Source organism: Parapontixanthobacter aurantiacus (genome assembly GCF_009827635.1).
Taxonomy (GTDB): domain Bacteria; phylum Pseudomonadota; class Alphaproteobacteria; order Sphingomonadales; family Sphingomonadaceae; genus Parapontixanthobacter; species Parapontixanthobacter aurantiacus.
In genome coordinates, this window is record NZ_WTYW01000005.1 from 1 (window position 1) to 26,876 (window position 26,876).

24 protein-coding genes, 1 tRNA gene and 1 pseudogene are annotated in these 26,876 nt (G+C 62.4%); 16 read left to right on the top strand and 10 right to left on the bottom strand.

Features of this window, described 5'->3' with window-relative positions; all coding sequences use genetic code 11:
* Positions 1-616 precede the first annotated feature (616 nt).
* Positions 617-3,112, bottom strand: a complete 2,496-nt coding sequence (locus GRI38_RS12870) for an NAD-dependent epimerase/dehydratase family protein (RefSeq protein WP_237487550.1) — start codon at positions 3,110-3,112, stop codon at positions 617-619.
* 79 nt (positions 3,113-3,191) lie between these two features.
* On the opposite strand from GRI38_RS12870, the gene GRI38_RS12875 reads away from it, so the two are divergent.
* Together GRI38_RS12875 and GRI38_RS12880 are read left to right on the top strand one after the other, a co-directional pair.
* Positions 3,192-3,578, top strand: coding sequence for a sensory rhodopsin transducer (locus GRI38_RS12875; RefSeq protein WP_202389999.1), 387 nt, complete (start codon positions 3,192-3,194; stop codon positions 3,576-3,578).
* Positions 3,575-4,375 carry a glucose 1-dehydrogenase gene (locus tag GRI38_RS12880; protein ID WP_160684916.1) on the top strand — a complete coding sequence of 267 codons (801 nt, stop codon included), beginning with the start codon at positions 3,575-3,577 and terminating at the stop codon, positions 4,373-4,375. The genes GRI38_RS12875 and GRI38_RS12880 overlap by 4 nt, the downstream gene beginning before the upstream one ends.
* A gap of 4 nt (positions 4,376-4,379) precedes the next feature.
* Here the strand turns inward: GRI38_RS12880 and GRI38_RS12885 are convergent, their stop codons facing one another.
* Together GRI38_RS12885 and GRI38_RS12890 are read right to left on the bottom strand one after the other, a co-directional pair.
* Entirely contained in the window at positions 4,380-6,071 is a 1,692-nt protein-coding gene (locus tag GRI38_RS12885) for an alpha-amylase family glycosyl hydrolase (RefSeq protein ID WP_160684919.1), read from the bottom strand.
* On the bottom strand, positions 6,068-7,699 hold the full coding sequence (locus GRI38_RS12890; RefSeq protein ID WP_337191294.1) for an alpha-amylase family glycosyl hydrolase: 1,632 nt from the start codon (positions 7,697-7,699) through the stop codon (positions 6,068-6,070). Before GRI38_RS12890 ends, GRI38_RS12885 begins: the two co-directional genes overlap by 4 nt.
* Positions 7,700-8,221: 522 nt before the next feature.
* Here GRI38_RS12890 and GRI38_RS12895 point away from each other — a divergent pair.
* The 3 genes from GRI38_RS12895 to GRI38_RS12905 are packed head-to-tail and all read left to right on the top strand — an operon-like array spanning position 8,222 to position 10,082.
* Entirely contained in the window at positions 8,222-8,815 is a 594-nt protein-coding gene (locus tag GRI38_RS12895; protein WP_160684922.1) for a hypothetical protein, read from the top strand.
* A 20-nt stretch (positions 8,816-8,835) separates the two neighbouring features.
* Positions 8,836-9,261, top strand: a complete 426-nt coding sequence (locus GRI38_RS12900) for a phage holin family protein (RefSeq protein ID WP_160684925.1) — start codon at positions 8,836-8,838, stop codon at positions 9,259-9,261.
* The gene (locus GRI38_RS12905) at positions 9,258-10,082 is read left to right on the top strand and encodes a DUF3618 domain-containing protein (protein ID WP_160684927.1); all 825 of its coding nucleotides are present in this window, start codon (positions 9,258-9,260) and stop codon (positions 10,080-10,082) included. Before GRI38_RS12900 ends, GRI38_RS12905 begins: the two co-directional genes overlap by 4 nt.
* An 86-nt stretch (positions 10,083-10,168) precedes the next feature.
* On the opposite strand, the gene GRI38_RS12910 is transcribed toward GRI38_RS12905, so the two are convergent.
* Positions 10,169-10,256 (bottom strand) — tRNA-Leu (locus GRI38_RS12910).
* A gap of 140 nt (positions 10,257-10,396) precedes the next feature.
* Positions 10,397-11,404, bottom strand: coding sequence for an MJ0042-type zinc finger domain-containing protein (locus GRI38_RS12915; RefSeq protein WP_160684930.1), 1,008 nt, complete (start codon positions 11,402-11,404; stop codon positions 10,397-10,399).
* Positions 11,405-11,564: 160 nt separating this feature from the next.
* Between GRI38_RS12915 and ftsE the strand changes: the two are divergent.
* The 4 genes and pseudogenes from ftsE to GRI38_RS12935 form a co-directional block, all read left to right on the top strand.
* Positions 11,565-12,281 (top strand): annotated as a pseudogene (gene ftsE, locus GRI38_RS12920) (cell division ATP-binding protein FtsE); the annotation flags it as partial.
* A 131-nt stretch (positions 12,282-12,412) separates the two neighbouring features.
* Positions 12,413-13,348: a cell division FtsX domain-containing protein gene (locus GRI38_RS12925; protein ID WP_160684933.1), complete on the top strand. Its 936-nt coding sequence runs from the start codon at positions 12,413-12,415 to the stop codon at positions 13,346-13,348.
* A complete protein-coding gene (locus GRI38_RS12930; RefSeq protein WP_160684936.1) occupies positions 13,345-13,875 on the top strand; it encodes a YdcF family protein in 531 nt (176 codons plus the stop codon). Before GRI38_RS12925 ends, GRI38_RS12930 begins: the two co-directional genes overlap by 4 nt.
* On the top strand, positions 13,872-14,579 hold the full coding sequence (locus GRI38_RS12935; RefSeq protein ID WP_160684939.1) for a lysophospholipid acyltransferase family protein: 708 nt from the start codon (positions 13,872-13,874) through the stop codon (positions 14,577-14,579). The genes GRI38_RS12930 and GRI38_RS12935 overlap by 4 nt, the downstream gene beginning before the upstream one ends.
* On the opposite strand, the gene GRI38_RS12940 is transcribed toward GRI38_RS12935, so the two are convergent.
* Together GRI38_RS12940 and hisC are read right to left on the bottom strand one after the other, a co-directional pair.
* Positions 14,576-15,478, bottom strand: a complete 903-nt coding sequence (locus tag GRI38_RS12940; protein WP_160684942.1) for a prephenate/arogenate dehydrogenase family protein — start codon at positions 15,476-15,478, stop codon at positions 14,576-14,578. The genes GRI38_RS12935 and GRI38_RS12940 overlap by 4 nt on opposite strands.
* Positions 15,475-16,584: a histidinol-phosphate transaminase gene (hisC, locus tag GRI38_RS12945; protein WP_160685150.1), complete on the bottom strand. Its 1,110-nt coding sequence runs from the start codon at positions 16,582-16,584 to the stop codon at positions 15,475-15,477. Before hisC ends, GRI38_RS12940 begins: the two co-directional genes overlap by 4 nt.
* Positions 16,585-16,666: 82 nt before the next feature.
* Between hisC and metX the strand changes: the two genes are divergently transcribed.
* The 7 genes from metX to GRI38_RS12980 all read left to right on the top strand — a co-directional run bounded on the left by metX (position 16,667) and on the right by GRI38_RS12980 (position 23,015).
* Positions 16,667-17,782 (top strand): homoserine O-acetyltransferase MetX, encoded by a 1,116-nt coding sequence (gene metX / locus GRI38_RS12950; RefSeq protein ID WP_160684945.1) that lies wholly within the window; start codon positions 16,667-16,669, stop codon positions 17,780-17,782.
* Positions 17,779-18,372, top strand: coding sequence for a methionine biosynthesis protein MetW (gene metW / locus GRI38_RS12955; RefSeq protein WP_160684948.1), 594 nt, complete (start codon positions 17,779-17,781; stop codon positions 18,370-18,372). Before metX ends, metW begins: the two co-directional genes overlap by 4 nt.
* A 66-nt stretch (positions 18,373-18,438) precedes the next feature.
* Positions 18,439-18,843, top strand: a complete 405-nt coding sequence (locus GRI38_RS12960; protein WP_237487551.1) for a hypothetical protein — start codon at positions 18,439-18,441, stop codon at positions 18,841-18,843.
* A gap of 88 nt (positions 18,844-18,931) precedes the next feature.
* Entirely contained in the window at positions 18,932-19,384 is a 453-nt protein-coding gene (locus GRI38_RS12965) for a hypothetical protein (RefSeq protein ID WP_160684951.1), read from the top strand.
* A 74-nt stretch (positions 19,385-19,458) separates the two neighbouring features.
* Entirely contained in the window at positions 19,459-20,130 is a 672-nt protein-coding gene (locus GRI38_RS12970; protein ID WP_160685156.1) for a glutathione S-transferase family protein, read from the top strand.
* Between the two features lie 68 nt (positions 20,131-20,198).
* Positions 20,199-20,597: a peptide-methionine (R)-S-oxide reductase MsrB gene (msrB, locus tag GRI38_RS12975; protein ID WP_160684954.1), complete on the top strand. Its 399-nt coding sequence runs from the start codon at positions 20,199-20,201 to the stop codon at positions 20,595-20,597.
* A gap of 174 nt (positions 20,598-20,771) precedes the next feature.
* A complete protein-coding gene (locus tag GRI38_RS12980) occupies positions 20,772-23,015 on the top strand; it encodes a transglycosylase domain-containing protein (RefSeq protein WP_419880275.1) in 2,244 nt (747 codons plus the stop codon).
* 136 nt (positions 23,016-23,151) lie between these two features.
* Here the strand turns inward: GRI38_RS12980 and GRI38_RS12985 are convergent, their stop codons facing one another.
* The 3 genes from GRI38_RS12985 to hflK all read right to left on the bottom strand — a co-directional run bounded on the left by GRI38_RS12985 (position 23,152) and on the right by hflK (position 26,847).
* Complete coding sequence (locus GRI38_RS12985) at positions 23,152-24,657, bottom strand: Do family serine endopeptidase (protein WP_337191296.1); 1,506 nt, start codon at positions 24,655-24,657, stop codon at positions 23,152-23,154.
* 176 nt (positions 24,658-24,833) lie between these two features.
* A complete protein-coding gene (hflC, locus tag GRI38_RS12990) occupies positions 24,834-25,679 on the bottom strand; it encodes a protease modulator HflC (RefSeq protein WP_160684957.1) in 846 nt (281 codons plus the stop codon).
* A gap of 1 nt (position 25,680) precedes the next feature.
* A complete protein-coding gene (gene hflK, locus GRI38_RS12995) occupies positions 25,681-26,847 on the bottom strand; it encodes a protease modulator HflK (RefSeq protein WP_237487553.1) in 1,167 nt (388 codons plus the stop codon).
* Positions 26,848-26,876 lie beyond the last annotated feature (29 nt).

Genomic DNA, 26,876 nt, shown 5'->3' on the forward strand with positions numbered 1-26,876 from the left:
AGTTCGTTGCTTACGTGCCGGAGGTAAAGCCCCTGTTTGAAACGGCGGGTATCTGGGATTGGATGGATGATGGTTTCATCGATGTGTCGAGCGGCAAGAACGCAGCAAAGCAGTTCATAGAAAGCTGCGGCAAGTTACGCTTCTGGAACCGCGAGAGCGTCAAGCAGGATTGATCAGTCTCGTCGAGAAGGACTGGCGCAAGGCGTCGGCGCGAGCCGAAGTCATGCATGCTTCTGAGCCTATGATTTTTTCTGAACTCTGTGCAGATCAAGTCCACGCCGACCGCAGCATACGCTCCACAGGTCGTAGCGCCCTGCCTGGGTCGCCAGCTTGGCCTTGGCATAGCGGGTAAGCTAGGAAAGTCCCATAGGGGTGATGTTGCTAGGCCGGATCGTCAGGGCGAGTACTTCGATATCGACCCCTTACTGGACTTTCTGAATCAGTTCGAGCGCGGCAACTGCGACACAAACCTCGGCGACGGTGTTCATCGTCCGGTCGGTCACTCATCGTGGCAGTTGCTTCCAATCCGCCACGGCTCCGCCTAGCGCGTTGCGGACGACCGGAAGGAATGAAAGCAGCAAAATCTTGCCAAGGGCAATCTCGCCCTCGCCCATGACTAGCGAATGATCCGGTCCAGCGAACCGTAGCTTTCGACAATCCGTCCGCGTGGGAAGCTCAGCGCGGTGATGGCGAGCCCTCCAGCAACGCTGACAGCCATATGTGCCATCGACCCGTCGTAGAAGAACGGAGCTGCTGCCAGCGCCAATCCGAGCGGGACGAGCGCGTAGCGCGCCGCCCGGCACACCTCCGCCGCTGCAATCGCCATCACGGTAATTACCAGCGAGCCGAGCAGATGGTCCGCGTCGGCCAACGAACCTTCGGCTTCCAGCGTCAGACGGGTGAACAGGAACGACAGGCCGATGACGCCCGCCAAGCACAGGTTCCACGGCAGGTTGACCGCGCCCGCCCACATCTCCTTCAGGATCGTCATGGGGCCGCGTTCGAATTCATGTTCGACCGGAGTGAGCCTGTCGCCGTCGTCGGTGTCGCCGAACAGCACGACGCGCAGCAGGCTCTTTCCGGCCTTTACCCGGCGCCGTATGAAACTCATGCTCGCGGCCAGTTCGTCCACCGAATAGGGGATCTGGATCAGCATCGCCGCTGCGCCGATCAGGGCCAGCGTTGACCAAGTGCCGATCACGATGGGCTGGATGATGATGAAGCCGATGGAAACGATGCCGAGCGGCACGATCATCAGACCGAAGGCCATCACCAGCCACGGCATGGTGCGCCAGCGCGCCCTGCTGCCGACGATGCCGGTAAGGATTTCCAGCATGTAAATATAGGCCCCCACGGCGCCGTCGGGGACGGGCCAAGCCTCGGAAACGCTGGAGGTGATGATCTCCTCCGTGCCGTTCTGCGGGTCCGCCGCGGAGCCGGCGAAGAACGGCTCCCAAACGCCGTCGACGTGGCCCATCTGGTAGGCCGCCAGGTAGCGCGAAAACAACAGGCCGATGATAGCGAGCGCGATGATCGGCAGGCGCTGGGTCCAAGATGAAGGGTTGAAGCTCCACCCCGGCGGGATTTCGGGCTCTCTTCTGCGCGCCACGAGCGCCGTTCCCACTTCCGGCCGGGCGGCAATGGCCATGCCGAAGACCAGCGCGCCGACGAGCGTATCCGAAAGATAGGCGGTGGCGTTGGGCGTGACGAACAACACGGGCAGCGCCATTACCACCATCCCGATACCCGCAGACAGCCAGCGCGTGATGGCGAGGCGCCAGCTGAGCGAAGCGATCGCGGTCACCAGCAGCATTGCGCCGGCGCCGACTTCGGCCCAGGCGTAGAGAGGGTTCTCGATGCCGATCAGCGGCGGCTGCGTCATCAGCCAGAAGGCCAGCGCGATGTTGACGAAATGGGTCCAGCGGCTGGCGCGGTGCTGGGCGATGCGCGTCGCCTCGATCTCCTCGCGCATGACCTCGGGCTGCTGCACGTCCTCATCCTGCGCATCCTGCAGCCATTGCGGCGGGGTAATGCCGTTGCGCTCGTACCAGGAGACCGGATCGCGCTTTAGATTGGCCACCATCGCCGGAAGTTCGTCTTCCAGACGGTGCTTGGGATGCCAGCCGAGCCAGTCTTCCGCGCGCTTTATGTCGAGTGCGTAGTGATCGTCCGCCATCGAGATCATGAACGGCTGAATAAACGGCTTCTCGCCCTGGTCGATGGCATCGGGGACAATCGGCTCGGCAGCGTTCTGCGCCGCGGCACCGACCTTGGCGACGGGTGCGGGCAGCTTTATGGTCTCCCATTCGCTTGCGCCGTGGATCAGTTCGCCGATACGGTCCTGCAAGGTGTCGTAGCCCGGCGCGAAAGGTTCGCCGACGAGGATCTCGGCGTCGGGCGGCAGCGTGCTGCGCCGTTCAACCGCGCGCTGCATCGCGTCGACCATGTCGTCGCGGTGAAGCATCGATTGCCCGGCGTTCAGCGGCCCGGAATAGAAATGGGACTGCAGGCTGCGCTCGTAGATTCGAGCGATTTGGTGGGAAAGCGTCGGGACGGCGCGCTCGCTGTCGTAGATGCCGGCAAGGCGCAGGATGGCGTAGGGCATCTGCGCCTCGGCGCGGATCAGGTCCTCCACCTTCTTCTTGGACCTGGGGTATTGCCAGCGCGGATCGAAAAGGGTTTGCTCGTCGATGCGTTCGCCCGGATCCTGCGGTTCGTGCACCAGCATGGTGCTGGCGTAGATGAACCGCTCGACCTCGAATCCGCCGAGAGCATTCAGCAGTTGGCGCGTACCTTCCACGTTCACCTGATCGTACTTCGGGCTGGGTTCCCCGGAAAAATCGAAGAAGGCGACGAGGTGGATCACCGCGGCCACCTTTCGTCCATGCTTGTCGCCGATCTTCTCGAGCGCGGTCTTCATCGACTGTGGCGACGTTATGTCGATCTCGACGATGGGCGGGCCATCCTCATGGTCTTTGGAGCGATCCAGCCCCACCACGGTAAAATCCCTGGAAAAGGCCTTGCCCAGTGAACGCCCGATGTTGCCGTCCGCCCCGGTGATGAGGAGCAGGGGTTTCCCCTCGCTTGCGTCGGTTTGCTGCGTGTCGCCCAACTGCTGCGCTCCCATGTTGTTCTACAGGTCAATCGCCTGCACGCCGAAGTGTTTCAAAGTTTGCGGAACTATTGCCCACATGATGCGCTCGACAAAGATGACCGAGATTGGCAAAAGACGCTGGGCCATCGCGGAAGGATACATTCCCCCCGGCAGCGCGGACCCCGACGACCCCGCCCTGGTGAGCCACGAAACCGCCTGTATCCTCAACACCGGCGACGAGGATGCCAACGTAAGCGTGACCATCTATTGCAAGGATCGTGAACCTGCGGGCCCCTACAGGCTGGTCGTGGGTGCGCGTCGCACCCTGCACCTTCGTTTCAAGGACCTCAAGGAACCAGTCCCGCGCGACACCGATTACGCCAGTGTGGTCGAATCCGACATGCCAATCGTCGTCCAGCATACGCGGCTCGATTGCCGGCGCAGCGAGGTCGCACTGCTCTCGACAATGGCGTTCGGCTCATGAGCGGTAATCTCACGGGTCGCGCGGCGCTGGTCACGGGCGGTGATACCGGCATCGGTGAAGCGATCTCGCGCGAATTGGCGACGCGCGGCGCTAACGTGGCGATCAATTGGCACAGCGAAGCCGGACCCGCCGAGGAGCTGGCGGACGAAATCTCCCGCGGCGGCACCAAGGCCTTCGGCATCGGTGGCGACGTTTCCAGGGAGGAGGACGCCTCCCGGCTCGTGGAGGAAACCGTGGCCCGCCTCGGAAGGATCGACATCCTCGTTTCCAACGCGGGCATCCAGATCGATGCCCCTGCGCTGGAGATGAAGGCGGACGAGTTCCGCAAGGTCATTGAAGTGAACCTGACGGGGCAATTCCTGGTCGCCCGCACGGCGGCGAAGCATTTCATCGAACAGGGCGTGGACGAAGGCCGATGCAATGCCGGCGTGATCGTGTGCATGAGCTCGGTGCACGATACGGTGCCGTGGGCCGGTCACGCCAACTATGCCGCTGCCAAGGGGGGTGTGAACATGCTGATGAAGACGCTGGCGCAGGAATTCGCCGAGCACCGCATTCGTGTGGTCGGCATCTCGCCAGGTGCGATCAAGACCGACATCAACCGCCAGGTCTGGAGCGACGCGGGGCAGGCGGCAAAGCTTCGCGAATTGATACCCTACGGACGAATCGGCGAGGTGGAGGATGTGGCGAAGCCGGTCGGCTGGCTGTGCAGCGACGAGGCGGACTACGTCACCGGGACCACGCTCTACGTCGATGGCGGTATGACGCTCTATCCGGGGTTCATCGGCAACGGGTGAACGATCAGTCGGCCGAACGCTGCGGAACGTCGGCTGCCGGGCCGTCCTCTGCAATCATGTCCTCAAGTCCGCCCAGACGGAACCAGCGATAGCCGTACGGCTCCAGCACCAGATCGAAACTGCCATCCTCGTCCGGCGAAATGGTGCGGTTGGTTTGCAGGCACACCAGGGCACGACCCGCTGCCTCGCCGTCGTGAACGTCGATGGAGAACTCCACTTTCCGGTCGGAGACGTTGTGCGTGAACACTGAGATGCGACCTTCGTGGGCGTAGCGCATGGCGAGGATGTGGCCTTCCGTATCGAGGATGGAGAAGCTGCCGTGGCCGATCTCGGTCAGTTCCTTGCGCATTCTCAGTATGCGTTCGGTCCAGCGCAGGAAGGAGCTCTCGCTCGCCCGTTGCATCGCCACATTTACCTTGCGGTAGCCATACGGCCCATGGTCGATCACCGGACGAACAGGGTCGTCGTTGGCCGTGAAGCCGGCGTTTTTTTCCGCCGACCATTGCATCGGCGTACGCGCCGCCTCGCGCTCGGGCAGCGACAGGTCCTCGCCCATGCCGATCTCGTCGCCATAACGGATTACCGGAGTGCCCGGCATTGTCAGCATCAGCGAATAGGCAAGTTCCAGCTTCGCCCGATTGCCGCCCAGCATGGGCGCCAGCCTGCGGCGGATACCTCGCTCGTATAGCTGCATGTCCTCTTCCGGACCGAAAGCGGCGAACACGGCTTCCCTCTGATTGTCGGGCAGTCTGCCGATATCGAGTTCGTCGTGATTGCGAAGGAAGTGCGCCCACTGCGCCGTTGCCGGAACGTCGCGCGATGCTTTCAGCTTTTCCCGCAGCGGCATGGTGTCCGCGCTGGCCAGCGCATAGAACAGCGTCTGGTTGACCGGGAAGTTGAACATCATCTGCAACCGGTCGCCTGCCTTCCCGAAATAGCGCTGGCAATCCTGCGGCGGAATGTTCGCCTCTGCCAGGAACACCGCGTCCCCCTTGCGCCATTGGGCGAATTCGCGCAGCCGCCGGAGGAATTCGAAGGCCGGTTCTGGGTCCTTAACGTTGATGCCGTCCTCCGCGATCAGGAAAGGCACGGCATCGACGCGGAAGCCCGATATTCCCAGCTCCAACCAGAAGCCGACAATTTTCAGTAATTCCGCCCGCACCTCGGGATTGGCGAGGTTCAGGTCCGGCTGAAAATCGTAGAATTTGTGAAAGTAGTATGCCTGTGCATGGCGGTTCCACGTCCAGGTCGTTTCCTGCACGCCGGGAAAGATCATTCCACGGTCGGCATTCGCCGGTCTTTCCTTCGCCCAAATGTAGAAATCGCGGTACTTGCATTCCTTGTCGGTAATCGCCGCTTTGAACCATGGATGATCGGTGGAGGTGTGGTTGAGCACCAGGTCCATCATTACCCGAATTCCGCGCTGGCGGCACGCTTGGGTAAACTCCACGAAATCACCCAGCGTGCCGTAGCGCGGATCGACACCGTAGTAGTCGGCCACATCGTATCCGTGGTCGCGGCGGGGAGAAGGGTGGAACGGCATAAGCCAGATCGCCGAGACTCCTAGACCCTGCAGATAGTCCACCCGGTCCAGCAGTCCGGCGAAATCCCCAACGCCGTCACCGTTCGAATCGAGATAGCTATCGAGCGAGAGCGAATAGATGATGGCGTTCTTGTACCAGCGATCCTCAATCACGAGCGGTTCTCCCCACCCCGCACGATCACGCCCGCGCCGGGCCTTAGTGTAATAGCGGCGGCATCCTGCTCTGGCGGGTTGTCAACCTCTTCCGACGAGAAGACCACCGTGCCACCGCGGTAGGAATCAGGGAGAGGGGGAGCGGCTACGGGATCGTCGGAAAAGTTCAGCAGCACAAGCAGTCGCTCCTTGTCCAGTACACGCTCGTATGCAAACATCGTTTCGCCCACGTGGATTTCGCGATATGCACCGTCGCGCAGCGCCGGCTCGTTCTTCCGGAAGGCAAGCAACCGCTTGTATAGGCGCAGAAGGGAGCCCGGCTGCTCGTCCAGTTGAGCGACATTGCGCTCACGCCAGTCCTGCGACAGCGGCAACCAGGGTTGGGTTCCGGAAAAGCCCGCGTTCTCCTTGCTCGACCATTGCATCGGCGTACGCGCCTTGTCTCGGTTGAAGCTGGCATCCGGCTCCTGCCTTGCCCAGGGATCCTGTATGCGGTCGGGTGGGATATCCACTTCGGCGAGACCGATCTCATCGCCGTAATAAAGCGTCGGAGTGCCGCGCAGGGTTAGCAGCAGCATGGCGGCGATCCCCGCCTGCCGCGCGCCTGCCCGCGCGGCGATGCGCGGCTGGTCGTGGTTGCTCAGCACCCAGTTCGGCCAGCCCCCTTCGGGCAGCGCCGCCTCGTACTCCTTCACCAGACCGGCAATCTTCTTGGGTTCCCACTGGCATTGCAGTAGCTGGAAATTGAACGGCAGGTGCACGCCGCTCTCTCCGCTCTCGCCGTAGTATCGCACCATCCGCTCCAGCGGCAGGTAGATTTCTCCGATCATCAGACGATTGTCGTACTCCTCGATCACGTCGCGCATCTGCGCCACCAGGTCGTGGATTTCGGGCTGGTCTGCCGAGTGGACCTGCAGGTTCTTCTCGATCTCCGGCTGACCGGGACGGTACTCGGGGTTCGGCGGATTGTCGCGGAACTCTGCATCCTTGATGAGATGCCAGATGACGTCAACGCGGAACCCGTCCACCCCCTTGTCGAGCCAAAATCTAAGGACGTCGAACATAGCGGAGCGAACCTCGGGATTGCGCCAGTTGAGATCGGGCTGCGAGGCGAGGAATGCGTGATAGTAATATTGCCCCGTGCGTTCGTCAAACTCCCAAGCAGAACCGCCGAAGTTGCTGATCCAGTTGTTCGGCGGGCCGCCGTCGGGGGCCGGGTCTTTCCAAATGTACCAGTTGCGCTTGGCGTTGGTTCGCGAACCCCGGCTTTCCCTGAACCACTCGTGCCTGTCGGACGTGTGATTGGGCACGAAATCTAACACTAGCTTCAACCCATGAGAATGGGCCGCGTTCAGTAAGGCGTCGAAGTCGTCCATCGTCCCGAAAAGCGGATCGATGCTGCGATAATCCGCTACATCGTATCCGAAATCATCCATCGGAGAAGCGAAGATTGGCGAAAGCCAGAAGCAGTCGACTCCAAGTTCGGCGATGTAGGGGAGTCGGGCAAGGATGCCGGGCAAATCCCCTACGCCGTCCGCGTCGCAGTCCTGATAGGAACGGGGGTAGATTTGGTAGATGGTTTCATCACGCCACCAGACTGGTTCTCGACGGAGACTTCCCATATTCATGCAATGGCACGTTACTAGCAATGTTCCGCAGCACCGTCAGACGCGTCTTTGGTACAGTCAGCGAACAAGACCTAGATGGGCCCTCGCATATTGCGTAGCTGACGCTCGTATCGGTATCCTCGGCAAGCGAACTGTGTTGCGATCGCTTGGCAGTGTTATAGAGAGATCATCTGCTAATCATCCCAGAGGCGGACGTTAGCCTCGACCAACTCGGGCGCCAACTACGGCCAGATATCTGCGTTCTCAGCCAGACTGAGGGCAACTTCTATGTTCGCGCCGATATAGCGAACGGTGTTCTCAATCTTCGAACGCTGATACCGGGCCGTCAGTCCGCTTTTAGGTTCATGGCTTTGGTGATCTGATTGGATGCTCAATCTTATGACCGTTATTGAAATGAGTTTTCTGAAAGAGGTCGTATCTGAGCCTGATTGGACCAGTATCAATCTATGTTAAGGCTTTGACCTTTCTAGGAACTATCTTTTGTACCACCGGCTTAATCCTCAATCGTTGAGGAGATTGAACATGGCCGAAACACCATCAAGTACATCACAGACGACACGAAAAAGTGACGTAGCCGGCGAAATTAAGAACGACGCCCGCGACCTCAAAGACACTGCGGTCGAGCAGGGTGAAGCAAAAGCAGCACAGGAGAAAGATCGCGTCGGGCGCACAGCTCAATCGGCTTCGTCAGCTATGCAGACCGCGGCTGACGAACTGCGTAACGACGATCAGGCGCCCGATTGGCTCGCTTCCGCGTTTAGTAGCATTGCGCGCGAAGTGGACGGGCTTGCGTCACGCCTGCAGGACAAGTCGCCACGCGAGCTTGCCAGTGAAACGCGCCGCTTCGCTCGCGACAATCCATCGGCGTTCCTCGGCGCCTCCGCGATTGCCGGCTTCGCCGCTGCCCGGTTCCTCAGAGCAGGTGCGGAATATCATGACGATTACGATGTGAAGAATAATCAGCGGGACCGAAGATACGATTCTTCGCACACGCCAGAGGGCATCGGTTCGTCTCCAGCAAGTCCGACGGCAGCCACAGGTACCGGCAATCGCGATCAGACGGTCGCTCAGGCGAGAGCTAATGCTGCCACCACACGGTCGACTGGAGGCGTATGATGACACCGAACAGCGACAAAATGGATCCCTCTTCTGCGGGTACCCGCAGCGACGAGAATGTGGTCGATCTGCTAAGCCATCTGACTAGCCAGAGCGCCCATCTCGCTCAGCAGCAGGTCAATCTCGTCCAAGCCGAAATGCGCGAATCTGTAAGCGACATTCAGAAATCGATTGCCAGCCTGTTGGGCGCGGCGGTGTTCGGTATTTCCGGCCTCGGCGTCACCCTGATGGGCATCGCCTATCTTATCGGCGATGCGATTGGTGACCGCGATCTTGCCACGCTGCTGGTTGGCATTGCGACGTTAATCATAGCGGCCATTCTTTATGCGGTAGCCCGCGGCAAGATGAAGGATACGCACCTCAAGCCAGAGCGCACGATCGACACCGTCGAACGGACGCCCGATGCCGCCCGCGGCGAGCTTACCCATTCCGGAGCAACACGATGAACCATAACGACACGCGCGACCCCGATACGATTGAAGCCGATATCCGGCGCACCCAGGAAGACATGAGCAGAACCGTCGACAGGATCGGTGATCAGATGTCGCCCCGCAACCTGTTCAATGCCTTACTGGACAAAGCTGACGAGAACGGGATCGACGCCCGTTACATCCTCGACGGCGCCCGGCGCAACCCGCTTGCCTTGGGACTCATCTCGGCGGGCGGCATTTGGCTGATAAGCGACTACGATGCCAAACCCTCCGCATTCACGTCAGATTCCGGCAGCAACGGAGTATCGGCCAACGCTCACGACTACGATCCCGATCACCGAGCCTATATCGAACACATGTCTCGGATAGAGCGGCGACCGGACGAGGAAGACCAGTTTTACTATCGCCGCCGCGACGAGCACCGCGGAACTTATCTGATGATCGAACGTGGCCACGACGAAGATGACAAGTCCTATCGCCAACGGCTTGATGATGCGACGGGACGGATGCGCGAAAAGCGTGACCGCTTCGCAGATAGCGCACGGCAGACCCGCACCGACCTAGCACGACGAGGCCAACGAACGGCGGAAAAGGGGCGGGATGCCTACTACAGCAACCCCCTGGTGGGCGGTCTGGCCGCTGCAATCGTCGGCGCCATCGCCGGATCCGTCATCCCCGCGTCGCAAACCGAACGGGAGAAACTCGGTCCGCAAGGTGCGCGAGCGTTGGACAAGGCCGAAGAGACGGCGAAACAGGCTGGCGAACAAGCGCGAAAGAAAAAGGACGAGGTGGTCGAGCGCACAAACCAGAAGATGGAAGAAAAAGGACCGTCCTGAACATTTTGGCAGCAATGCTGGACCGGAAACGGGGAAACTCCTTCCCGGTCCTCTATGAGAAATTTGATCAGGAGATATGGACTGAATGGTGCGGTCGAGAAGACTCGAACTTCCACGGGTTATTCACCCACAACGACCTCAACGTTGCGCGTCTACCAGTTCCGCCACGACCGCACACAGTCAGATTGCGAGGTCGGCCCGAGGCCGTGCCCGCATGGTAGGAGCGCGCCACTAGCAACGCGCCACGATGGCTGCAAGTGTTTTGACCGTCCCGCGCTCAAACAATCTCCTGCGCTCGCCAGCGAAGTACGAGATTAGCTCGTCGACCAGCCGAAATCGGCGTAACGCGCGGATCGGGGGAAGTCGGCAACCGCCTCGCTGATGACCATGCTTTCGCCCGGAGCGAGTTCGTCCTTGGGCGGCTGAGCTTCAAAGCTATACACGATCTTGAGGTTCTCGTCGCGCAGCACGATGAGTACGGGCGGAACCCGTCGCGTTTCCGTCCCGACATTGGTGATCGTCCCGCGCGCACCGAAATACTCGGTGTTGTCGGAAAGGGTGCGGCGCTGCTGGTCCTGTATGGGGAAATCGAGCTTCAAGTCCGGCTGGTCCTCGGCGAATTGCGGCCCGCTCGTCGCCCAGTCGGGCAAGCCCCACACCTGGATCGCCGCGATTGCCGCAAGGGCGAGAATGGCGAAGGCTGCGGCGGCGATCGTGAACAGCTTCAGAGGGTTACGCCGAGACCGCGCCGGCGGTGCGTAGTCGGTATCGGCATATTCGACACGTCCGCCGGCCACGTCGTCCGCGTGCTCGTCTGCATAGCTGTCGTGAGGATCTTCGGCGGGGGCGGATATATAGCCCGGCGCCGGATCGACCATCGACGCCTCGCGCGGTGCGGCGGCTTCGTGCTCGCGTGAAAAGTCTCGCTCGTCGTCGCGGGACGCATCCTCGTCAGGCGTTTCCGCATATGCCGCGTCCCCGCCCGGTGCATCGGCAGTTGCGTCGCGCGAAGTTTCCTCGGGCGGTGGTGCTGTTGCAGGAACCGCCTCGTCGCGCTCGTCCCGTCGCGCTGCAACCTCGCCCGCCGCGTCATCTTCATGCGAGGACGATAGCGCCGTTGCCTCTCTGACCGGTTCGCTTGGCGCATCTTCAGCTTGTGGTGCGCGGCTTTCCGAAAGCGCCTCATCGCGCGGAGCGAGTTCGGGCCCTTCCTGAAACCAGCTGTGTTTGCATTTGGCGCATCGTACCGTCCGCCCCTCGATACCGACCGCGTCGTCGGGTACGACGTAACGCGTCTTGCAGGCAGGACAGGCGATAATCATGGTTAAGCGTCTTAGAACGCCGATTCGCCATCAACAAGGCTTGGGTGCCGCCCCCTCTTGCCAATGATGCCTTTTTTCCACACTGGAGGCACGTTATAGGACTTCGGGGAAACGCGGTAATCCTACGGCGTCGGCGGTTATTGGACGATTATCGGATATGATGGATAGTGACGATCCGATCGTCCATCTCGACAATGTCGGACTGCGTTACGGAACCGACAAGGAAGTTCTGTCCGGCGTCAGTTGCTCGCTCGATGCGGGCCGCTTCTACTTTCTGACGGGGGCGAGCGGCGCGGGAAAGACGTCGCTGCTGAAGATCCTCTACTTGGCTCAAACGCCCTCACGCGGAGCGATGCGGATGTTCGGCACCGACATGCTGACCATCCCCCAGTCGCGCCTTCCCGAATTCAGGCGGCGGCTGGGCGTCGTCTTCCAGGACTTCCGCCTCGTTGAGCATATGAGCGCCTATGACAACATCGCTTTGCCGCTGCGCGTGGCCGGCGTGCGGGAGCGCGATCTGGCGGAACCGGTCGAGGATATGCTGTCCTGGGTCGGCTTGGAGCATCGCGCCCGGGCGAAGCCTGCGACCTTGTCTGGCGGCGAGCAGCAGCGAGTGGCGATCGCGCGGGCCGTCATTTCCCGGCCCGACATGCTCGTCGCCGACGAACCGACGGGCAATGTCGATCCGGACATGGCCATGAAACTGCTGAGCCTGTTCTACGCCCTCAATCGCCTCGGCACGACCATCGTCGTCGCGACCCACGACCTCAATCTCGTGCGGCAGATGCCCGATGCGACCATCATGCGGCTGGACAAGGGACGCCTGATGGACCCGACCGGGGCGCTTCGTTATCCGCCGCGCGCAGAGCGCCCTGCCGGCAAGAGGGAACTGTACGACCGGGCAATGCGTCCAACCATCGGCTTCGTTAAGGCTGACGAGCACGACAGTGGCGATGACAGTGTAGCGGCAGACGTCGAGGCTGCGGAGAAGCGCGGCTGGGAAATGCCGTGAAGCGTCCTCCCGTCATATCCGACGCCGTAAAGCGAGGCCTTACTCCGTTGCATCGCAAGCAGGCGACGCAGCTCCTGCCGCAAACGCGCATGGGCGGGCCGATGCCGTGGATCATCGCAATCATGGTCGCTCTGGTCGTGCTGGCGACCGGCGGCGCCCTGTCCCTCAATCGGCTCGCAAGCACGGCGAATGACGACCTCGCCGGTTCGATCACCGTGCAGATCGTCGAAGCCGACCCCGCCGAACGCGAACGTCAGACCGAGGCAACCGTCCGCCTGCTGGAAGCAGACCGGCGTGTCGCCGCGGTCAGGGCCGTTCCGCAGAGCGAACTCGATGCCCTGCTCGAACCATGGCTTGGGGAAATCGACCCGGCGGCGCCTTCCGTGCCGATCCCAGCCCTCGTCGATGCGCGGCTTGTCGGACCGGCGAGCGAGGCGGAACTCCTGCGCCTCGAAAGCCTCCTGAAACGCGACGCGCCCGATGCGCGGCTCGATGCACAGGCCGACTGGCTCGGACCGGTTTTCGCCGCCATTGCCTCCTTGCAATGGCTTGCCCTCGTACTGGTGGCGATGCTTGCCTTCACGGGCATCACTGCGGTCTGGCTCGCATCGCGCAACGCCCTCTCGATCAATGCAAAGACCATCGAAGTCATCCATTTGCTCGGCGGCGACGACCACCAGATCGCGCGCGTGGTGCAACGGGCGATGAGGACGGATGCGGTGGTCGGCAGCGTGGCAGGCTTCGTCCTTGGCCTGCTCGCGCTATGGCTGCTCGGCTCGCAATTCGCGGCGCTCGAATCCGGACTCGTCGCGGGAGGCGGGCTGATCTGGCTGGACTGGCTCGCGATCGTGCTCGTCCCCGTCGCTGCCTGCGCAATCGCGTTGCTGACCGCACGTTTCACCGTCCTCTTGCTGTTGCGGCGCCCGGTATGATCTGGCGGATCGTATCGGCAATGCTCGTCGTGTGGCTGCTCGGCTTCGTCCTGTTCGCCGTGACCCTGCCGCGTCCGCTAGAAAACGGGGTCAGCGATGTCGTCATCGTGCCGACCGGCGGGGCAGGTCGGATCGAGCGAGGGCTCGAAGTGATCGACCGGGGCTATGCGCGAGAATTGTTCGTGTCCGGGGTCGATCCTGAAGTGCGGGCGGAAGAATTCGCCGAGCAGTTCGATGTCAGCGCGCAGGAAATGGATTGCTGCGTCACACTCGGCTTCGATGCCGTCGACACGCGCAGCAATGCGAGGGAAGCGGCGAACTGGCTCGAACAGCGCGGAGTGCGCAGCGTTCGCCTTGTGACCAGCGACTGGCATATGCCGCGCGTCTATGCGGAATTTCGCAGCGTCATTCCGAGCGAGATCACGATCGTGCAGGATGCGACGGTCGGCAGCCCGAGCCTGTCCACTCTCTTCCTCGAATATCACAAGTTCCTCGCTAGCCGCATCGCCTATTACACCGGCTTATGAAAACCTTCGTCCTCATCCTGAAGAACATCGTCTTCTACCCGCTGTTCTATGCCGGATCGATCGCGATCACTTTCGGTTCGCTCGTCCTGATGCTGTTCGACGAGAAGGCGTTCCGGCGACTGGTGCGGCAATGGGGCCGATATCAGCGGTGGTGCCTCCGGAACATCATCGGCTGCGACGTCCGCATCGAGGGGAGCCGCGCATCGAAGCCGGTTCTCTATGCCTTCAAGCACGAGAGCTTCTTCGAGGCGATCGACGCGCCCAACCTCCTCGATACGCCGAGCGTGTTTGCAAAGGAGGAACTGTTCAGGCTGCCTGGCTGGGGGCGCGCCGCGTCGGCCTACGGTTTGATACCGGTTTCCCGCAATGCGGGCGCAAAGGCGTTGATGGCGATGATCAGGGAAGCACGCGGGATGGCGGCAGCGGGGCGACCGCTCGTCATCTTTCCGGAAGGCACGCGCATTCCGCACGGCGAAATCGCTCCGCTGCGTTCCGGTTTCGCGGGCCTCTATAAGATGCTGAAGCTGCCCGTCGTCCCTGTCGCCGTTAATAGCGGTCCGGTCTATCACCGCTGGCTGAAGCAGCCGGGCACCATCATTTACCGGTTCGGATCGGAAATTCCGGCGGGGCTCGAACGCGAGGAAGTCGAGCGGCGGGTGGTCGAGGAGATCAATGCGCTGAACGGGGCGAGCGAAACGCCTTAGTGCCGTCGGCCGAAATCGGGCGCGGCATCGTCCTGGCCCTCTTCGATGATCGAGCGGCGAATGGCGCGGGTTCGACTGAACATTTCGAACAGCGTGTCTCCGTCGCCCGATCTGATCGCGCGCTGCATGGCCGTGAGATCCTCGGAAAAGCGCCCGAGCATTTCCAGCACGGCGTCCCGGTTGTGAAGGAACACGTCGCGCCACATGGTCGGGTCCGAAGCCGCGATGCGGGTAAAATCGCGAAAGCCGCCGGCCGAATATTTGATGACTTCGCTGCGGGTCACTTCCTCCATGTCGGACGCGGTTCCCACGATGGTGAAGGCGATGAGATGCGGTATGTGACTGGTTACCGCCAGGACGAGGTCGTGATGTTCGGCATCCATGATCTCGACTGTGGCGCCGAGTGCTTCCCAGAATGTGCGAAGTTCGGCCACCCTGTCAGGCGGTGCATCGCTAGGAGGGGTCAGGATGCACCAGCGCCCTGCAAACAGGCCGGGAAATCCTGCGTCCGGGCCGCTTTCCTCGGTTCCGGCGACGGGATGGGCGGGGATAACGGTCTTTCCCGGTAAGGCGGCGAGCAAGTCGCGCATCACGCTCTGCTTCGAGGAACCGACATCGCTGACGATGCAATCCGCCGGGACGAGAGCCGCCAGATCGCTCGCGACGGCCTTCATCGCTCCTACGGGCACGCACAGCAGTACGAGATCCGCCTCGCGGACGACCTCTGCGAGAGTGTCGCAAACCGTATCCGCCAGCCCGCGTTCGGCGGCGCGGCGGCGCGTTTCTTCGGAATGGTCGAAGCCGAGCGTCTTCACCTCGCTCAGCCGCTCCCGAATGGCGAGCCCCAGCGACCCGCCGAGGAGACCGAGGCCTACGATCGCAACGCGCCGGATGGTCATGCGTCTTCTGCCATTCGGCGGAGCACGTCGGCGATGACGTCCATATCATCCGCCCGCCCGATCGTAATGCGAAGCGCGTTCTCGAGCCCGCCCCCGGAGAAATGGCGAACGGCAAAGCCGGCCTCTGCAATACCGTCATGCGCGGCTTTGGCGGTGAGGCGACCCTCGAACAGGATCATCACGAAATTCGCGGCGCTGGGCAGGGGGCGCAATCCGTGATTGCCCAGCCGCTCGATCATGCTGACGAAGCGTTCGCGCTCTTTCCTGTTGTGTTCGCGGGTTGCCTCGACGAAGGCTTGGTCGCGCACTGCCGCCTTTGCCGCGGCCTGTCCGCTGCTCGTTACGTTGAACGGCCCGCGAATGCGATTGAGGTTGGTAACGATTTCGGCAGAGCCGGTCGCCCAGCCGATGCGCTCTGCGGCAAGGCCGTAGATCTTGCTGAAAGTTCGGGTGACGAGGACGTTGTCGTGCTTGCCCGCCAAGGCCAATCCCGCTTCGGCTTCGGCCGGATCGACATATTCGGCATAGGCCTGGTCGAGGACGAGGAGGACATCGGGTGGCAGTCCTTCGCGCAGCCGCGATACTTCGGTTGGGGGCAGATAGCTTCCCGTGGGATTGTTTGGATTGGCAAGAAAGACGACGCGCGTCCTCTCGCTCACATGGTCGAGCAGCGCGTCCACATCCGCACCGAAATCGCGATCGGGGGCTTCGACGGGTTTCGCACCGCCCCGCCGCGCGGCAATTTCGTAGACCGAAAAGCTGTGACGTGAGAAGAGCACTTCGTCACCCGGCCCGGCGTAAGCCTGCGCGGCCAGATTGAGCAACTCGTCCGAGCCTGTTCCGCAAACGATCAGTTCCGCCGCAAGACCGTGAACTTCGGAAATGGCTTCGCGTAGAGCGGTCGCATCGGGATCGGGGTAAGTCGCCGGATCATGCGCCCGCGACAATTCCGAAAGAGCTTCCTTGCTGCATCCCAGCGGGTTCTCGTTGGCCGAAAGCTTGACGAGTTTGCGCCCGTCCGCCGCCTTCGCCTTGCCCGGAACGTAAGGGTGGATCGCCTCGATCCATGCCTTGGCCTGCGGTGCTGACGGACGCTGTTCTTGCATAACGGGGGGCGCATAGCCGCTTTGGCCGGCAAGCAACAGAGAATTGACAGCTTGCCGCCGCCCCGTAAGGCGAAGCCGAGACATGACACGCGATTACCCCGTTTCCAGCATCCGTTTGCCCCATGACCTGCCGCTCGACAGCGGACAGGTGCTGTCCGATGCGGAGATCGCGTACGAGTCCTATGGCGTCCTCAACGAAGCGCGCGACAATGCAATCCTCATATGCCACGCGCTGACCGGCGATCAGTTCGTTGCGAGCGAGCATCCCGTGACCGGCAAACCCGGCTGGTGGGATCGGATGGTGGGACCGGGCAAGCCGGTCGATACCGATCGTTTCCACGTCATCTGCGCCAATGTCATCGGCAGCTGCCTCGGTTCGACCGGCCCGGCCAGCATGGCCAGCGACGGCCAGCCTTATGCCATGCGCTTCCCAGTCATCACCATTCGCGACATGGTGCGCGGCCTCGTCGGATTGCTCGATGAACTGGCGATCGAGCGGCTGCATTGCGTGATCGGCGGCTCGATGGGAGGAATGCAGGCGCTTTCGCTCGCCGCCAATTTCCCGGAGCGCGCAGGTCGCGTGTTGGCCATCGCTACCACGGCCCGCCATTCTGCCCAGAACATTGCCTTTCACGAGGTCGGGCGGCAGGCGATCATGGCCGACCCAGCCTGGTCGAACGGTGACTATTACGCAAGCGAGACCAGCCCGGATGCCGGGCTCGCCGTGGCGCGCATGGCGGCGCACATCACCTATCTCTCCGAGGACGGCCTGACGGAGAAGTTCGGTCGCCGCTTTCAGGATCGCCCGGACGGCGCGCCGGGGGCCAAGAGCTTCGGCTTCGATGCCGACTTTCAGGTGGAATCCTATCTGCGGTATCAGGGAAGCGGCTTCACGCGCCGCTTCGATGCGAACAGCTATCTCTATATCACGCGCGCGATGGATTACTTCGACCTCGCCGAAGAGCATGGAGGCAAGCTCGCACAGGCATTCGGGGGCAGCGAAGCGCGCTTCTGTATCGTTAGCTTCGATACCGATTGGCTCTATCCGACGGCGGAAAGCCGCCATATCGTCCATGCCCTGAATGCGGCGGGGGCAGCGGTCAGCTTCGTCGAACTCTCGGCACCCTTCGGCCATGACAGCTTCCTGCTCGACGTGCCGGCGCTCGACCGCGTGGTCGCAGGTTTTCTGTCGCAATGAGCCAGCATCTTCGTCCCGATCTCGCCGTGATCGCCGAAGCGATCGCACCGGGCGCGCGCGTTCTCGACATCGGATGCGGCGATGGTGCGCTTCTGAAGACGCTGCGTGACAGCAAGGGTGTCGATGCGAGGGGCATGGACATCGACGCCGAACAAGTGGCTGGCTGCGTCGCTCACGGGCTGTCCGTCGTTCAGGGTGACGCCAATCGCGACCTTACCGACTATCCCGACGCTTCGTTCGATTACGCGGTGCTCAGCCAGACGCTACCAATGGCGAAGCGGCCCGACCTCATGCTCGACGAGTTGCTGCGGGTTGGGCGGGAGGCTTTCGTCAGCTTCCCCAATTTCGCGCACTGGCGCACGCGGGCGGCGCTGCTCCTCGGTGGGCGGATGCCAGTGACCCGCGCCCTTCCGCTGACATGGTACGAGACGCGCAACATCCATCACGTCACCGTCGACGATTTCCGCGAACTCACACGCCTCAAGGGTTGCGACATTCGGGGGTGCTGGTTCTTTGCCGGTGAGCGTTCGCTGTCGGCGACGGCAGCCAATCTGCGCGCCGAATTCGCGGTATTTCATTTGGCGCGCTGAGAACCCGGCTTCTCGGTCGGCGGTGCGTTGCTTCTCGTTCAGGCAAGCGGAATTAAGAGCGTCTGCATGAAGATGTGGTTTCCCGTTTCCGCTGCAATCGCCTTGTCCGCGAGCGGCCCCGCTCTCGCGCAAAGCGAACCCATGCCGATGGTCGATCCGGCGACCGCAGCGATGGCCGATCGCCTGACGATGGAGCAACAGACGGCACTGCGCTGCTCGGCCCTCTTCGCGATCGTTGCCCGGCAGCAGGCAAACGGCAATGCAGAGGCGCTCGCCTATCCCGACGTGGCGACGAGGGGCCGCGAATACATGGTGCGCAGCATGGCACGGCTGATGGACGAAGAAGGGCTCGACAGGGCGACAGTCAGTCGGCTCCTCTCCGCGCAGGCACAGGCATTGTGGGACAATGGGCAAGCGCTCGACGAGATGGTTCCGCCCTGCCTGTCCCTGCTCGAAGTGTCCGGCCTGTAAGACGTCTCTGACTGCCGTTCATCGTCCGCTCACGCTTGCTGTCGGACTATCACGGTCTATTTCTTCGACTGATTTGGCGAGCAATCCGATGCGCTTTTCGATAATTTCTCTGGCTGCCTTGGCGACCGCGAGTTTGGCGACCCCGTCGCTGGCGCAGGACGCGGTCGACGATACCGTTCAAGGCTATGAGGTCGAAGACCGGAACCTTTCGGGCTTGGTCGAGGCGATGGACGATTCGGACAGGCAACGCGAAGTCGGAATGATGCTGCAGACGGTCACCGAAATCCTGCTCGATATTCCGCTCGCGCCGCTTGCCGAGGCTGCTGCCGAAATGGCTGGAGAGGAACTTGCCGAGGTCGATCCGAACCTGATCCTGCGCAGCATCGCGCCGGGAAGCAGCGCAATCCCCGAGCAGGTGGGAACGCAGGTCCCACGCGCGATGGGCGCGATTGCCGGCATGGCGCAGGCGCTTGAAACGATGATGCCGAGGCTGCGTGAACTCGGCGCACAGGTCGGGCAGGCGGGCCGCGACATAAGATAGCGAGTGCCAAAATCAGACGAGCGTGCTTGCTGCTATGGACGTAGATTAACCATTGCGGCATGGACAGCCGCGAGATGTGGCAACTTCATCAATTTCCCCTGTGTCCGTTCAGTCGGAAGCTGCGTCTGCTCATGGGGGAAAAGGGCGTCTCCTACGAGTTGAAGCGCGAAAATCCGTGGGAAGAGAGCGACGAGTTATGGGCGCTCAATCCGGCGGGCCGGACCCCGGTTCTTCACGATCCGGACAAGAACCTGACGCTGTGCGACAGTCGGGCGATCTGCGAATACCTGGAAGAAACGGTCGAGCGGTCTCCCATGATTAACGGAACGGCTGTGGGAAGGGCGGAAATCCGCCGTTTGGTCGCGTTGTTCGACGAGAACTTCTATGCCGATGTGACAGCGCCACTCCTGCAGGAACGGATGAGGAAACGGCTCGTCCTGCGCGAACCCCCGGATTCGCGCGTATTGCGGCAGGCGATGAAGAACGCGCACGCGCATCTCGACTATATCGACTGGCTGATCGACAATCGTGCCTGGGTTGCCGGAGCGACGATGAGCCTTGCCGATCTGGCCGCCGCAGCCCAGATTTCCGTAGCGGATTATCTCGGTGGCATCGACTGGAAGGATCACGGTCCGACCCAGCGCTGGTACTCCGTCTTCAAGAGCAGGCCCAGCTTTCGCCCCATGCTGTCGGAGAAGATGGAGGGCATCCACCCGCCCGCTCACTATGCGAAAGTCGACATCTAGACTGATGTCGAGCGGGTTCACAATGGCACCGAGAGGCACCATATCGATGCCGAAGGAGCGTTGAAACGATGACCGATCCCAAGAATTTGAGCGAAGCCGAATGGCGCGAGCGTCTGACCCCTGAACAGTTCCATGTCCTGCGCGAAAAAGGCACGGAGCGCGCCTTTGCCGGCAAGTACGATCAGAACAAGGCCGAGGGCGAATATCGCTGTGCCGGCTGCGGGCAGATCCTGTTCGAAAGCGACGACAAGTTCGACAGTGGGTCGGGCTGGCCCAGCTTCACCGAGCCGGCAGAGCAGTCCGCGGTCGCCGAACATCGCGATACCTCGCATGGCATGATCCGCACCGAGGTGACCTGCTCGAATTGCGAGGGACATCTCGGCCACGTCTTTCCCGACGGCCCCGGTCCCCACGGCCTGCGCTATTGCATCAACAGCCTCGCGCTGGAGTTCGAGCCGGAGGACTGACGCCGCCGAACTCATGGCAGGGTGGCCAAAGCAACTTTCCCTGTCCGGCCCGTTCACCTTGGGTTATGACCTCGACGCGCATATTCGCCATGAATTGCGGGGGCGGTGGGCTTCGGCTTGGACAGGGATCGGGTTCGACCATGAAGGTCTATAATTTGGGGTGTGGCCGGAACGATGCCTCGTAAGGAACGAGCGCATGTTTCGCGCAATGCCCGGACCAGAACCGTCGGCAAGCGCAATTCCCGCAAACCGCGCCGCTCCGACGAGGGCAGCGCGTTCGGTCGCTGGATGAAGCGTCTTTTCCTGTGGGGAGGCGGTCTTGCCCTGCTCGGATGCATTGCGCTCGCCATCGCGGTCCTGTTCGCAGCGCGCAGCATCCCCAGCTATTACCAGTTGAAGGCGAGCCAGCACGGCCAGACGATTATCGTGCGCGCGCGCGACGGGTCGCAACTGGTCGAACTCGGACCGAGCTTCGGCGTGTGGCTCGACAGCGAAGAAATCCCCGATGCCATGAAGGAAGCGATGGTCGCCGTGGAGGACCGGCGGTTCCGGATGCATCCGGGCGTCGACCCGATCGGCCTTGCGCGAGCGGTCTATGAATGGGCGACGGGCGACAAGCGCATTGGCGCAACCTCGACCATCACGCAGCAGCTTGCACGCAACCTGTTCCTCAATTCCAACCGGACTGTCGACCGCAAGCTGCGCGAGGCGGTCCTGGCCATGGCGCTGGAGACGAAGTTCACGAAGGACGAGATCCTCGAGCTTTATCTTAACAAGGTCTATTTCGGCGGCGGCGCATACGGCATCGACAGCGCCAGCTGGAAGTTCTTCAGCCATTCCGGGACCGAGCTGTCCGTGGCGGAAGCTGCCATTATCGCCGGCATGGTCAAAGCGCCCTCGCGCTATTCGCCGACTGCCGATGTCGACCGCGCGGTCGATCGCGCGAAAGTCGTTCTGCGCCTGATGCGCGAGCAGGGCGTCATCAGCCCCTCGCAAGCCTCCATCGACGTTTCGACCGTCCGGCTGAAGCAGGATCGCAGCCAGAACTCGGTGCGCTACTTCACCGACTGGGCCTTGCCACAGCTCGACCTCCTGCTGCCCGAAACCTTCGAGCCGATCGAGGTCTGGACGACGCTCGACCCGAAACTGCAGGATGCCGCCGCCGCTGCCATTAAGGCGAACGCACCCAAGGGCGCGCAAGGCGCGCTGGTCAGCCTCGACCGCGACGGGGCCATCCTCGCGATGATCGGCGGGACCGATTACGTCGAATCGAACTACAATCGCGCCGTCCAGTCGGTGCGTCAGCCCGGCAGCGCGTGGAAGCTGTTCGTCTATCTCGCCGCGCTGGAAGCGGGCTACACGCCGGAGGATCGGGTCAAGGATACGCCGACTACGATCGAGGGCTGGACGCCGCGCAACTCGGGCGGCGGTTATGCCGGCGAGATCGACGTGCGCACCGCTTTTGCCTATTCGAAAAACACCGTGGCTGCGCAACTAGGCAACGAGGTCGGCTTCGGCACGGTCGCCCGCATGGCCCGGCGGCTGGGCATCACGACGCCAGTTTCGACCTACCCTTCGATGGTCCTCGGCACGAACGAGACGCGCGTCATCGACATGACGCAGGCCTTTGCCGCGATCTCCGCCAAGGGCGAATCCGTCCAGCCTTACGGGATCATCCGGGTGACGACCGCGAGTGGTGATGTCCTCTACCAGCATGAACGGCGGCGGACTTCGCAGCTCGTCCCGGATTATGTGGCGGCGGGCATCACGGACCTGTTGCAGACTGCCGTCAATACGGGGACGGGGCGTGCGGCGCAGATCGGGCGGCCCGTCGCGGGCAAGACCGGCACGACCAATTCCAACAAGGATGGCTGGTTCCTCGGCTTCTCGAGCGGCATAACGACGGGCGTGTGGATGGGCCGCGACGATGCGAAGCCTGTCGGCGGATTGCAGGGTGGGCGTGCTCCGGCGCGCGCCTTTGCCGACTTTATGAAAGTCGCGGTGCGCGACCGGCCGGTCGAGGAATTCGATACACAGGTGCAGTTGCCCGAATGGCAGCTCGAACCCGATGACGAGTACTTCTTCGGCGATCCCGACGATTATTACTTCATCGACGAACAGGGCAACCTGATCGAACCGGGGATGCGCGACGAAGGTCCCGGCGAGAACCCCTTCGCGATCGACGGGGAGTTCGGCGACGATCCGCTGCGTCAGGATGGCGAGGTCGATGTGCGGAGCGGCAACCAGTCGCCTGAACCGCGGCAACGGCGTCTGCCGCGAGCGGTCGACGAGGACTTCCTCGAAGAAGCCACGGGGCGGGAAATACCCGAGCAGCCAGCCGGCAATACACGCGCACCCAGCGGCTCGGTTCGCGGCGAGCCGATCCGCTCGACCCGCTCGCCCGCCGGTCAGGAATGACGGCACGGCTGATAGGGTAGCCCTAGGCCAGCCGCCCTAGCTCACGCGAACGAGCCTCTCACTTGGAACGAGACAAAGAAAAACCGCCCGCGCCATCTATCGGCGCGGGCGGTTCCTCGTTTCTCTTCAAGGAGTTTTACCGGAGCCGGACGGCCACCGATTGCGGGGGCACTCCGCGGCGCTGAACGCGCAGCAGCACGGCTTCGCGGTTTTCTTCCTCGGCTGCGGCGATGGCTGCTTCAAGCCCGGCAATGCCGTCGAGCGGGCGGTAGTTCGCCTGCAGGATAACGTCCCGCCGCTGCAATCCCTTGCGTGCCGCATCGCTGTTCGGATTGACCGACAGGATGGCGACGCCGGTCGTGTCGCTGTCGATACCGAGTTGCGCATTGATCTGCGGCGTCAGTTCGACGACCTGGATGCCGAGCCGCTCGCTCACGATGTCGCTCGATTCGACCGGGGGGTCGCTGCTTTCGTCATCGCCTTCGAACATCTGGCGCTGGGTCAGTTCTTCGTCGCTCGGACGGCGCGCGACGGTCACATCGACGCGGCGACGTTCGCCATTGCGGATGAGTTCGACCGGAATGGTCGTGCCGGGTTCGATATTGGCGACGAGGAAGGACAACGTCTGGTCCGACGTCACCGCACGGTTGTTGACGCTGACCACGACATCGCCCGCACGAATGCCCGCGCGTGCCGCCGGGGAATCGTCCTCGGTCGACTGGATGAACTCGCCGCGATTGGGCGGCAGGCCCAGCGAGTCGGCCAGATCGCCGACGACCGGCTCGATCCGCACGCCGAGATAGCCGCGCTCGATCGCGCGACCCTCCATGAGTTCGGCAACGATCGGAGCGGCCGTTTCTGCAGGGATTGCGAAACCGATGCCAACGCTGCCGCCGGAAGGCGAAAAGATGGCGTTGTTGATGCCGATGACGTTGCCCTGCATGTCGAACAGTGGACCGCCGGAATTGCCGCGATTGATGCTCGCATCCGTCTGGATGTAGCGGTCATAGGCGCCGCCCTGGCCGGTCGTGCGCGCAATCGCGGAAATGATGCCGGAGGTCACCGTCCCGCCGAGGTTGAACGGGTTGCCGATCGCAATGACCCAGTCACCCGGTCGCGCCTGGCTCGAATTGCCGAACTCAACGAAGGGGAAGGGCTCGCCCCGCTCGATCTTGAGGACGGCAAGGTCCGATGCGGCGTCCGCGCCGACCAGTTCGGCGGGATATTCCGTGCCGTCGGGCATGGTCACCGTGATTTCTTCCACGGTACCGCGACGGTCGGGGCTGACGACGTGATTATTGGTCACGACATAGCCGTCGGCGCTGATGATGAAACCCGAGCCGAGCGAAGTGCCCTCACGGAACTGCGGCTCGTCCGGACCGCCACGGCGGCGGTTGAAGAACTCGGCGAGCGGGTTGGTCGGGATCTCGACCCGCTGCCGGGTGGAGATGTTGACGACCGACGGCTGCAACTGCTCGGTCAGCTCGGCGAAACTGGCAGGCGCACCTGCGCGCGGGACGACCTGCGCCATCCGGCTGTCGTCGTTCTGGGCGACTTGCGCGCCGGCGGGATAGCCGGTCGCCAAAGAAATAGCGGCGCCGCCGACCAGCAGGGCACCTGTCAAACCGTAAGCATATCGCACTGGTTTCAAATCCTCTTCTCGATAGTGTCGGTAAAGCCGCCGGGGAGGCGGCAGAACGCGACCGGTTACACCGCAAAACCGCTTAACTGCCATTGAACGGCAGCGCCGCCGGTCGACCGCCATGCGCCGTTTGTCGGGCTTCACGGCGGATTTCCGGGCGAGCGGGAACGAACCGATCAACGGCTCCCGCGGAACTGCCGCAGATATTCGTTGTCGGGCGACAGAATGACGTTGCTGTCGGCCTCGCCCTGGTTGAACGTCCGGCGATAGCTCTCCATCGCGCGGTAGAAGTCGTAGAATTCCGGATCCTTCCCGAATGCCGAGGCATAGGTGTTGGCGGCTGCCGCTTCGGCTTCGGCGCGAATGATCTGCGCGTTCTTGCGGCCTTGTGCGCGGATCGTTTCAGCCTCTTCCTGCCGGTCGGCTTCCATCCGCTGGAAGGCTGCTTCAAGCGGCAGTCCTTCGGGCAGGTCGGCCCGCTTGATGCGCACGTCGATGACCTGCGCGCCGTATTCGCGCGCCTGCCGGTCGAGCGCCTGGCGGATATTCGCCATCGCCGTGCCGCGCTCCGCCGTCAGCAGGGCCGCGAAGGGGCGGCGGCCAAGTTCCTGGCGAAGGACGGAGGTCAGAATGGGGGTAAGCTGCGTCGTTACGGCTTCTTCCGTTCCGGCGGTCTGAACCATGCGGACCGGGTCGATGATCCGGAAGCGGGCATAGGCGTCAACCTGCAAACGCTGCTGGTCGTTCGACAGCACCTGCTGGCGCTCCATGTCGAGGTCGAGCACGCGCTTGTCGATATACTGGACCGTTTCCAGCAGCGGAATGCGCCAGCCGATACCCGCGCCGGTCTGGCCGTAAGGCACGCCCGGCTTGAAGGTGTTGATCTTGCGCACCGGCTCACCCGTGCGAATGACGACCGCCTGCTGCGTCTCGGGAACGATGATGATGACCGAAAAGAGCGCGATGATCGCCGCGATGACCGCGATGATGACGAGTTTGTACTGATCCCAGATACGTTCCATCTTACTGTCCTGCCTCGCCGGCTTGAGCGTTGCGGTTCTGCTGCGCGCGGCGCTGAACCTCGGGCAGCGGCAGATACGTCTGCACTCCGTCCGACTCGACGATCGTCTTGTCGGTATTGGCGAGAACCTGTTCCATTGTTTCGTAATAGAGGCGGCGACGCGTCACTTCAGGAGCGAGCCGGTATTCCTCGTAAATCTTGTCGAACGCCGCCGCGCCGCCCTCTGCCTGAGCCAGGACCTGCTGAGCATAGGCGCGCGCACGATTAACTTCCGTTTCGGCGTTCTGCTGAGCAGCCGAGACGTCCTTGAAGGCTTCGACGACGCGCGCAGGCGGGTCGGTCTTCTCGATTTCGACGCCCTGCACAGCAATGCCGGAACGATAGGCATCGAGCAGCGCCTGCATCCGCATACGGACCTGCTGCTCGACCTCGGCGCGTCCCGCACCCGACAGAATGCTGTCGAGTTCCTGTTCCGCGACCGATGCGCGCATGGCTGCTTCGGCCACTTCGCGAACCGTCTCTTCAGGTTCGGCGAGCTGGAACTTGTATTGCTGAAGATTGGCGATGTTCCAGCGCACGACGTAGGACAGGTCGACGAGGTTCTGATCGCCCGTCAGGATAAGCTTTTCGGTGTTATTGTTGCCGGGAACCCGCTCGGACCGGAATGTCGATACGTCCATTATGTCGACATTCTGGAACGGCCAGGGCGCGGTGAAATTGAGGCCCGGCGACAGGGTGTTGGTATATTTGCCGAACGTCGTGACGATGCCTCGTTCCTTCGGACCGACCTGGTGAACGCTCGACAAAAGGAACCAGCCGACTACCAGAGCGACCACGATCAGCGGAACCCAGCTCTTGCCGTCGGGGCGTTCGGGCAGGCGAAAATTCGGCCCGCCGCCTCCACCGCCGACGCGGCGCGGCCCTTCGGGTCCGCGGTTCTTGAAGATATCCTCGATACTGGCGGAACGGCGCGGCCCCTTGGTCTCGCCGCTGCCACCTGCCGGGGGGAGCCAAGGATTGCGCGGTCCGCCGCTTTTGCCGCCGGACTTGCCCTCGCTGTCCGAGCCATCGCCCGACGAGCCGTCGCCGCCGGATGGTTTCCCCCAGGGATTGTTCTTGCCGGCCATCGCCAGCCCGATCGTTCTTCCGAACCCGCCAAACAGTGTCATGCCTTCTTTATAGGCGCGGATACGGGGAA

Bases quoted from the DNA above. Each gene is read 5' to 3' on its own strand.
- GRI38_RS12970 (WP_160685156.1), top strand. From the start codon at position 19,459: ATGTGGCAACTTCATCAATTTCCCCTGTGTCCGTTCAGTCGGAAGCTG.
- metX (WP_160684945.1), top strand. From the start codon at position 16,667: ATGACACGCGATTACCCCGTTTCCAGCATCCGTTTGCCCCATGACCTG.
- GRI38_RS12915 (WP_160684930.1), bottom strand. From the start codon at position 11,404: ATGATTATCGCCTGTCCTGCCTGCAAGACGCGTTACGTCGTACCCGAC.
- GRI38_RS12980 (WP_419880275.1), top strand. From the start codon at position 20,772: ATGCCTCGTAAGGAACGAGCGCATGTTTCGCGCAATGCCCGGACCAGA.
- GRI38_RS12880 (WP_160684916.1), top strand. From the start codon at position 3,575: ATGAGCGGTAATCTCACGGGTCGCGCGGCGCTGGTCACGGGCGGTGAT.
- hflC (WP_160684957.1), bottom strand. From the start codon at position 25,679: ATGGAACGTATCTGGGATCAGTACAAACTCGTCATCATCGCGGTCATC.
- GRI38_RS12965 (WP_160684951.1), top strand. From the start codon at position 18,932: ATGCGCTTTTCGATAATTTCTCTGGCTGCCTTGGCGACCGCGAGTTTG.
- GRI38_RS12940 (WP_160684942.1), bottom strand. From the start codon at position 15,478: ATGACCATCCGGCGCGTTGCGATCGTAGGCCTCGGTCTCCTCGGCGGG.
- hflK (WP_237487553.1), bottom strand. From the start codon at position 26,847: ATGACACTGTTTGGCGGGTTCGGAAGAACGATCGGGCTGGCGATGGCC.
- GRI38_RS12900 (WP_160684925.1), top strand. From the start codon at position 8,836: ATGGATCCCTCTTCTGCGGGTACCCGCAGCGACGAGAATGTGGTCGAT.
- GRI38_RS12895 (WP_160684922.1), top strand. From the start codon at position 8,222: ATGGCCGAAACACCATCAAGTACATCACAGACGACACGAAAAAGTGAC.
- msrB (WP_160684954.1), top strand. From the start codon at position 20,199: ATGACCGATCCCAAGAATTTGAGCGAAGCCGAATGGCGCGAGCGTCTG.
- hisC (WP_160685150.1), bottom strand. From the start codon at position 16,584: ATGCAAGAACAGCGTCCGTCAGCACCGCAGGCCAAGGCATGGATCGAG.
- GRI38_RS12960 (WP_237487551.1), top strand. From the start codon at position 18,439: ATGAAGATGTGGTTTCCCGTTTCCGCTGCAATCGCCTTGTCCGCGAGC.
- GRI38_RS12935 (WP_160684939.1), top strand. From the start codon at position 13,872: ATGAAAACCTTCGTCCTCATCCTGAAGAACATCGTCTTCTACCCGCTG.
- GRI38_RS12930 (WP_160684936.1), top strand. From the start codon at position 13,345: ATGATCTGGCGGATCGTATCGGCAATGCTCGTCGTGTGGCTGCTCGGC.
- GRI38_RS12875 (WP_202389999.1), top strand. From the start codon at position 3,192: ATGATGCGCTCGACAAAGATGACCGAGATTGGCAAAAGACGCTGGGCC.
- GRI38_RS12890 (WP_337191294.1), bottom strand. From the start codon at position 7,699: ATGAATATGGGAAGTCTCCGTCGAGAACCAGTCTGGTGGCGTGATGAA.
- GRI38_RS12905 (WP_160684927.1), top strand. From the start codon at position 9,258: ATGAACCATAACGACACGCGCGACCCCGATACGATTGAAGCCGATATC.
- metW (WP_160684948.1), top strand. From the start codon at position 17,779: ATGAGCCAGCATCTTCGTCCCGATCTCGCCGTGATCGCCGAAGCGATC.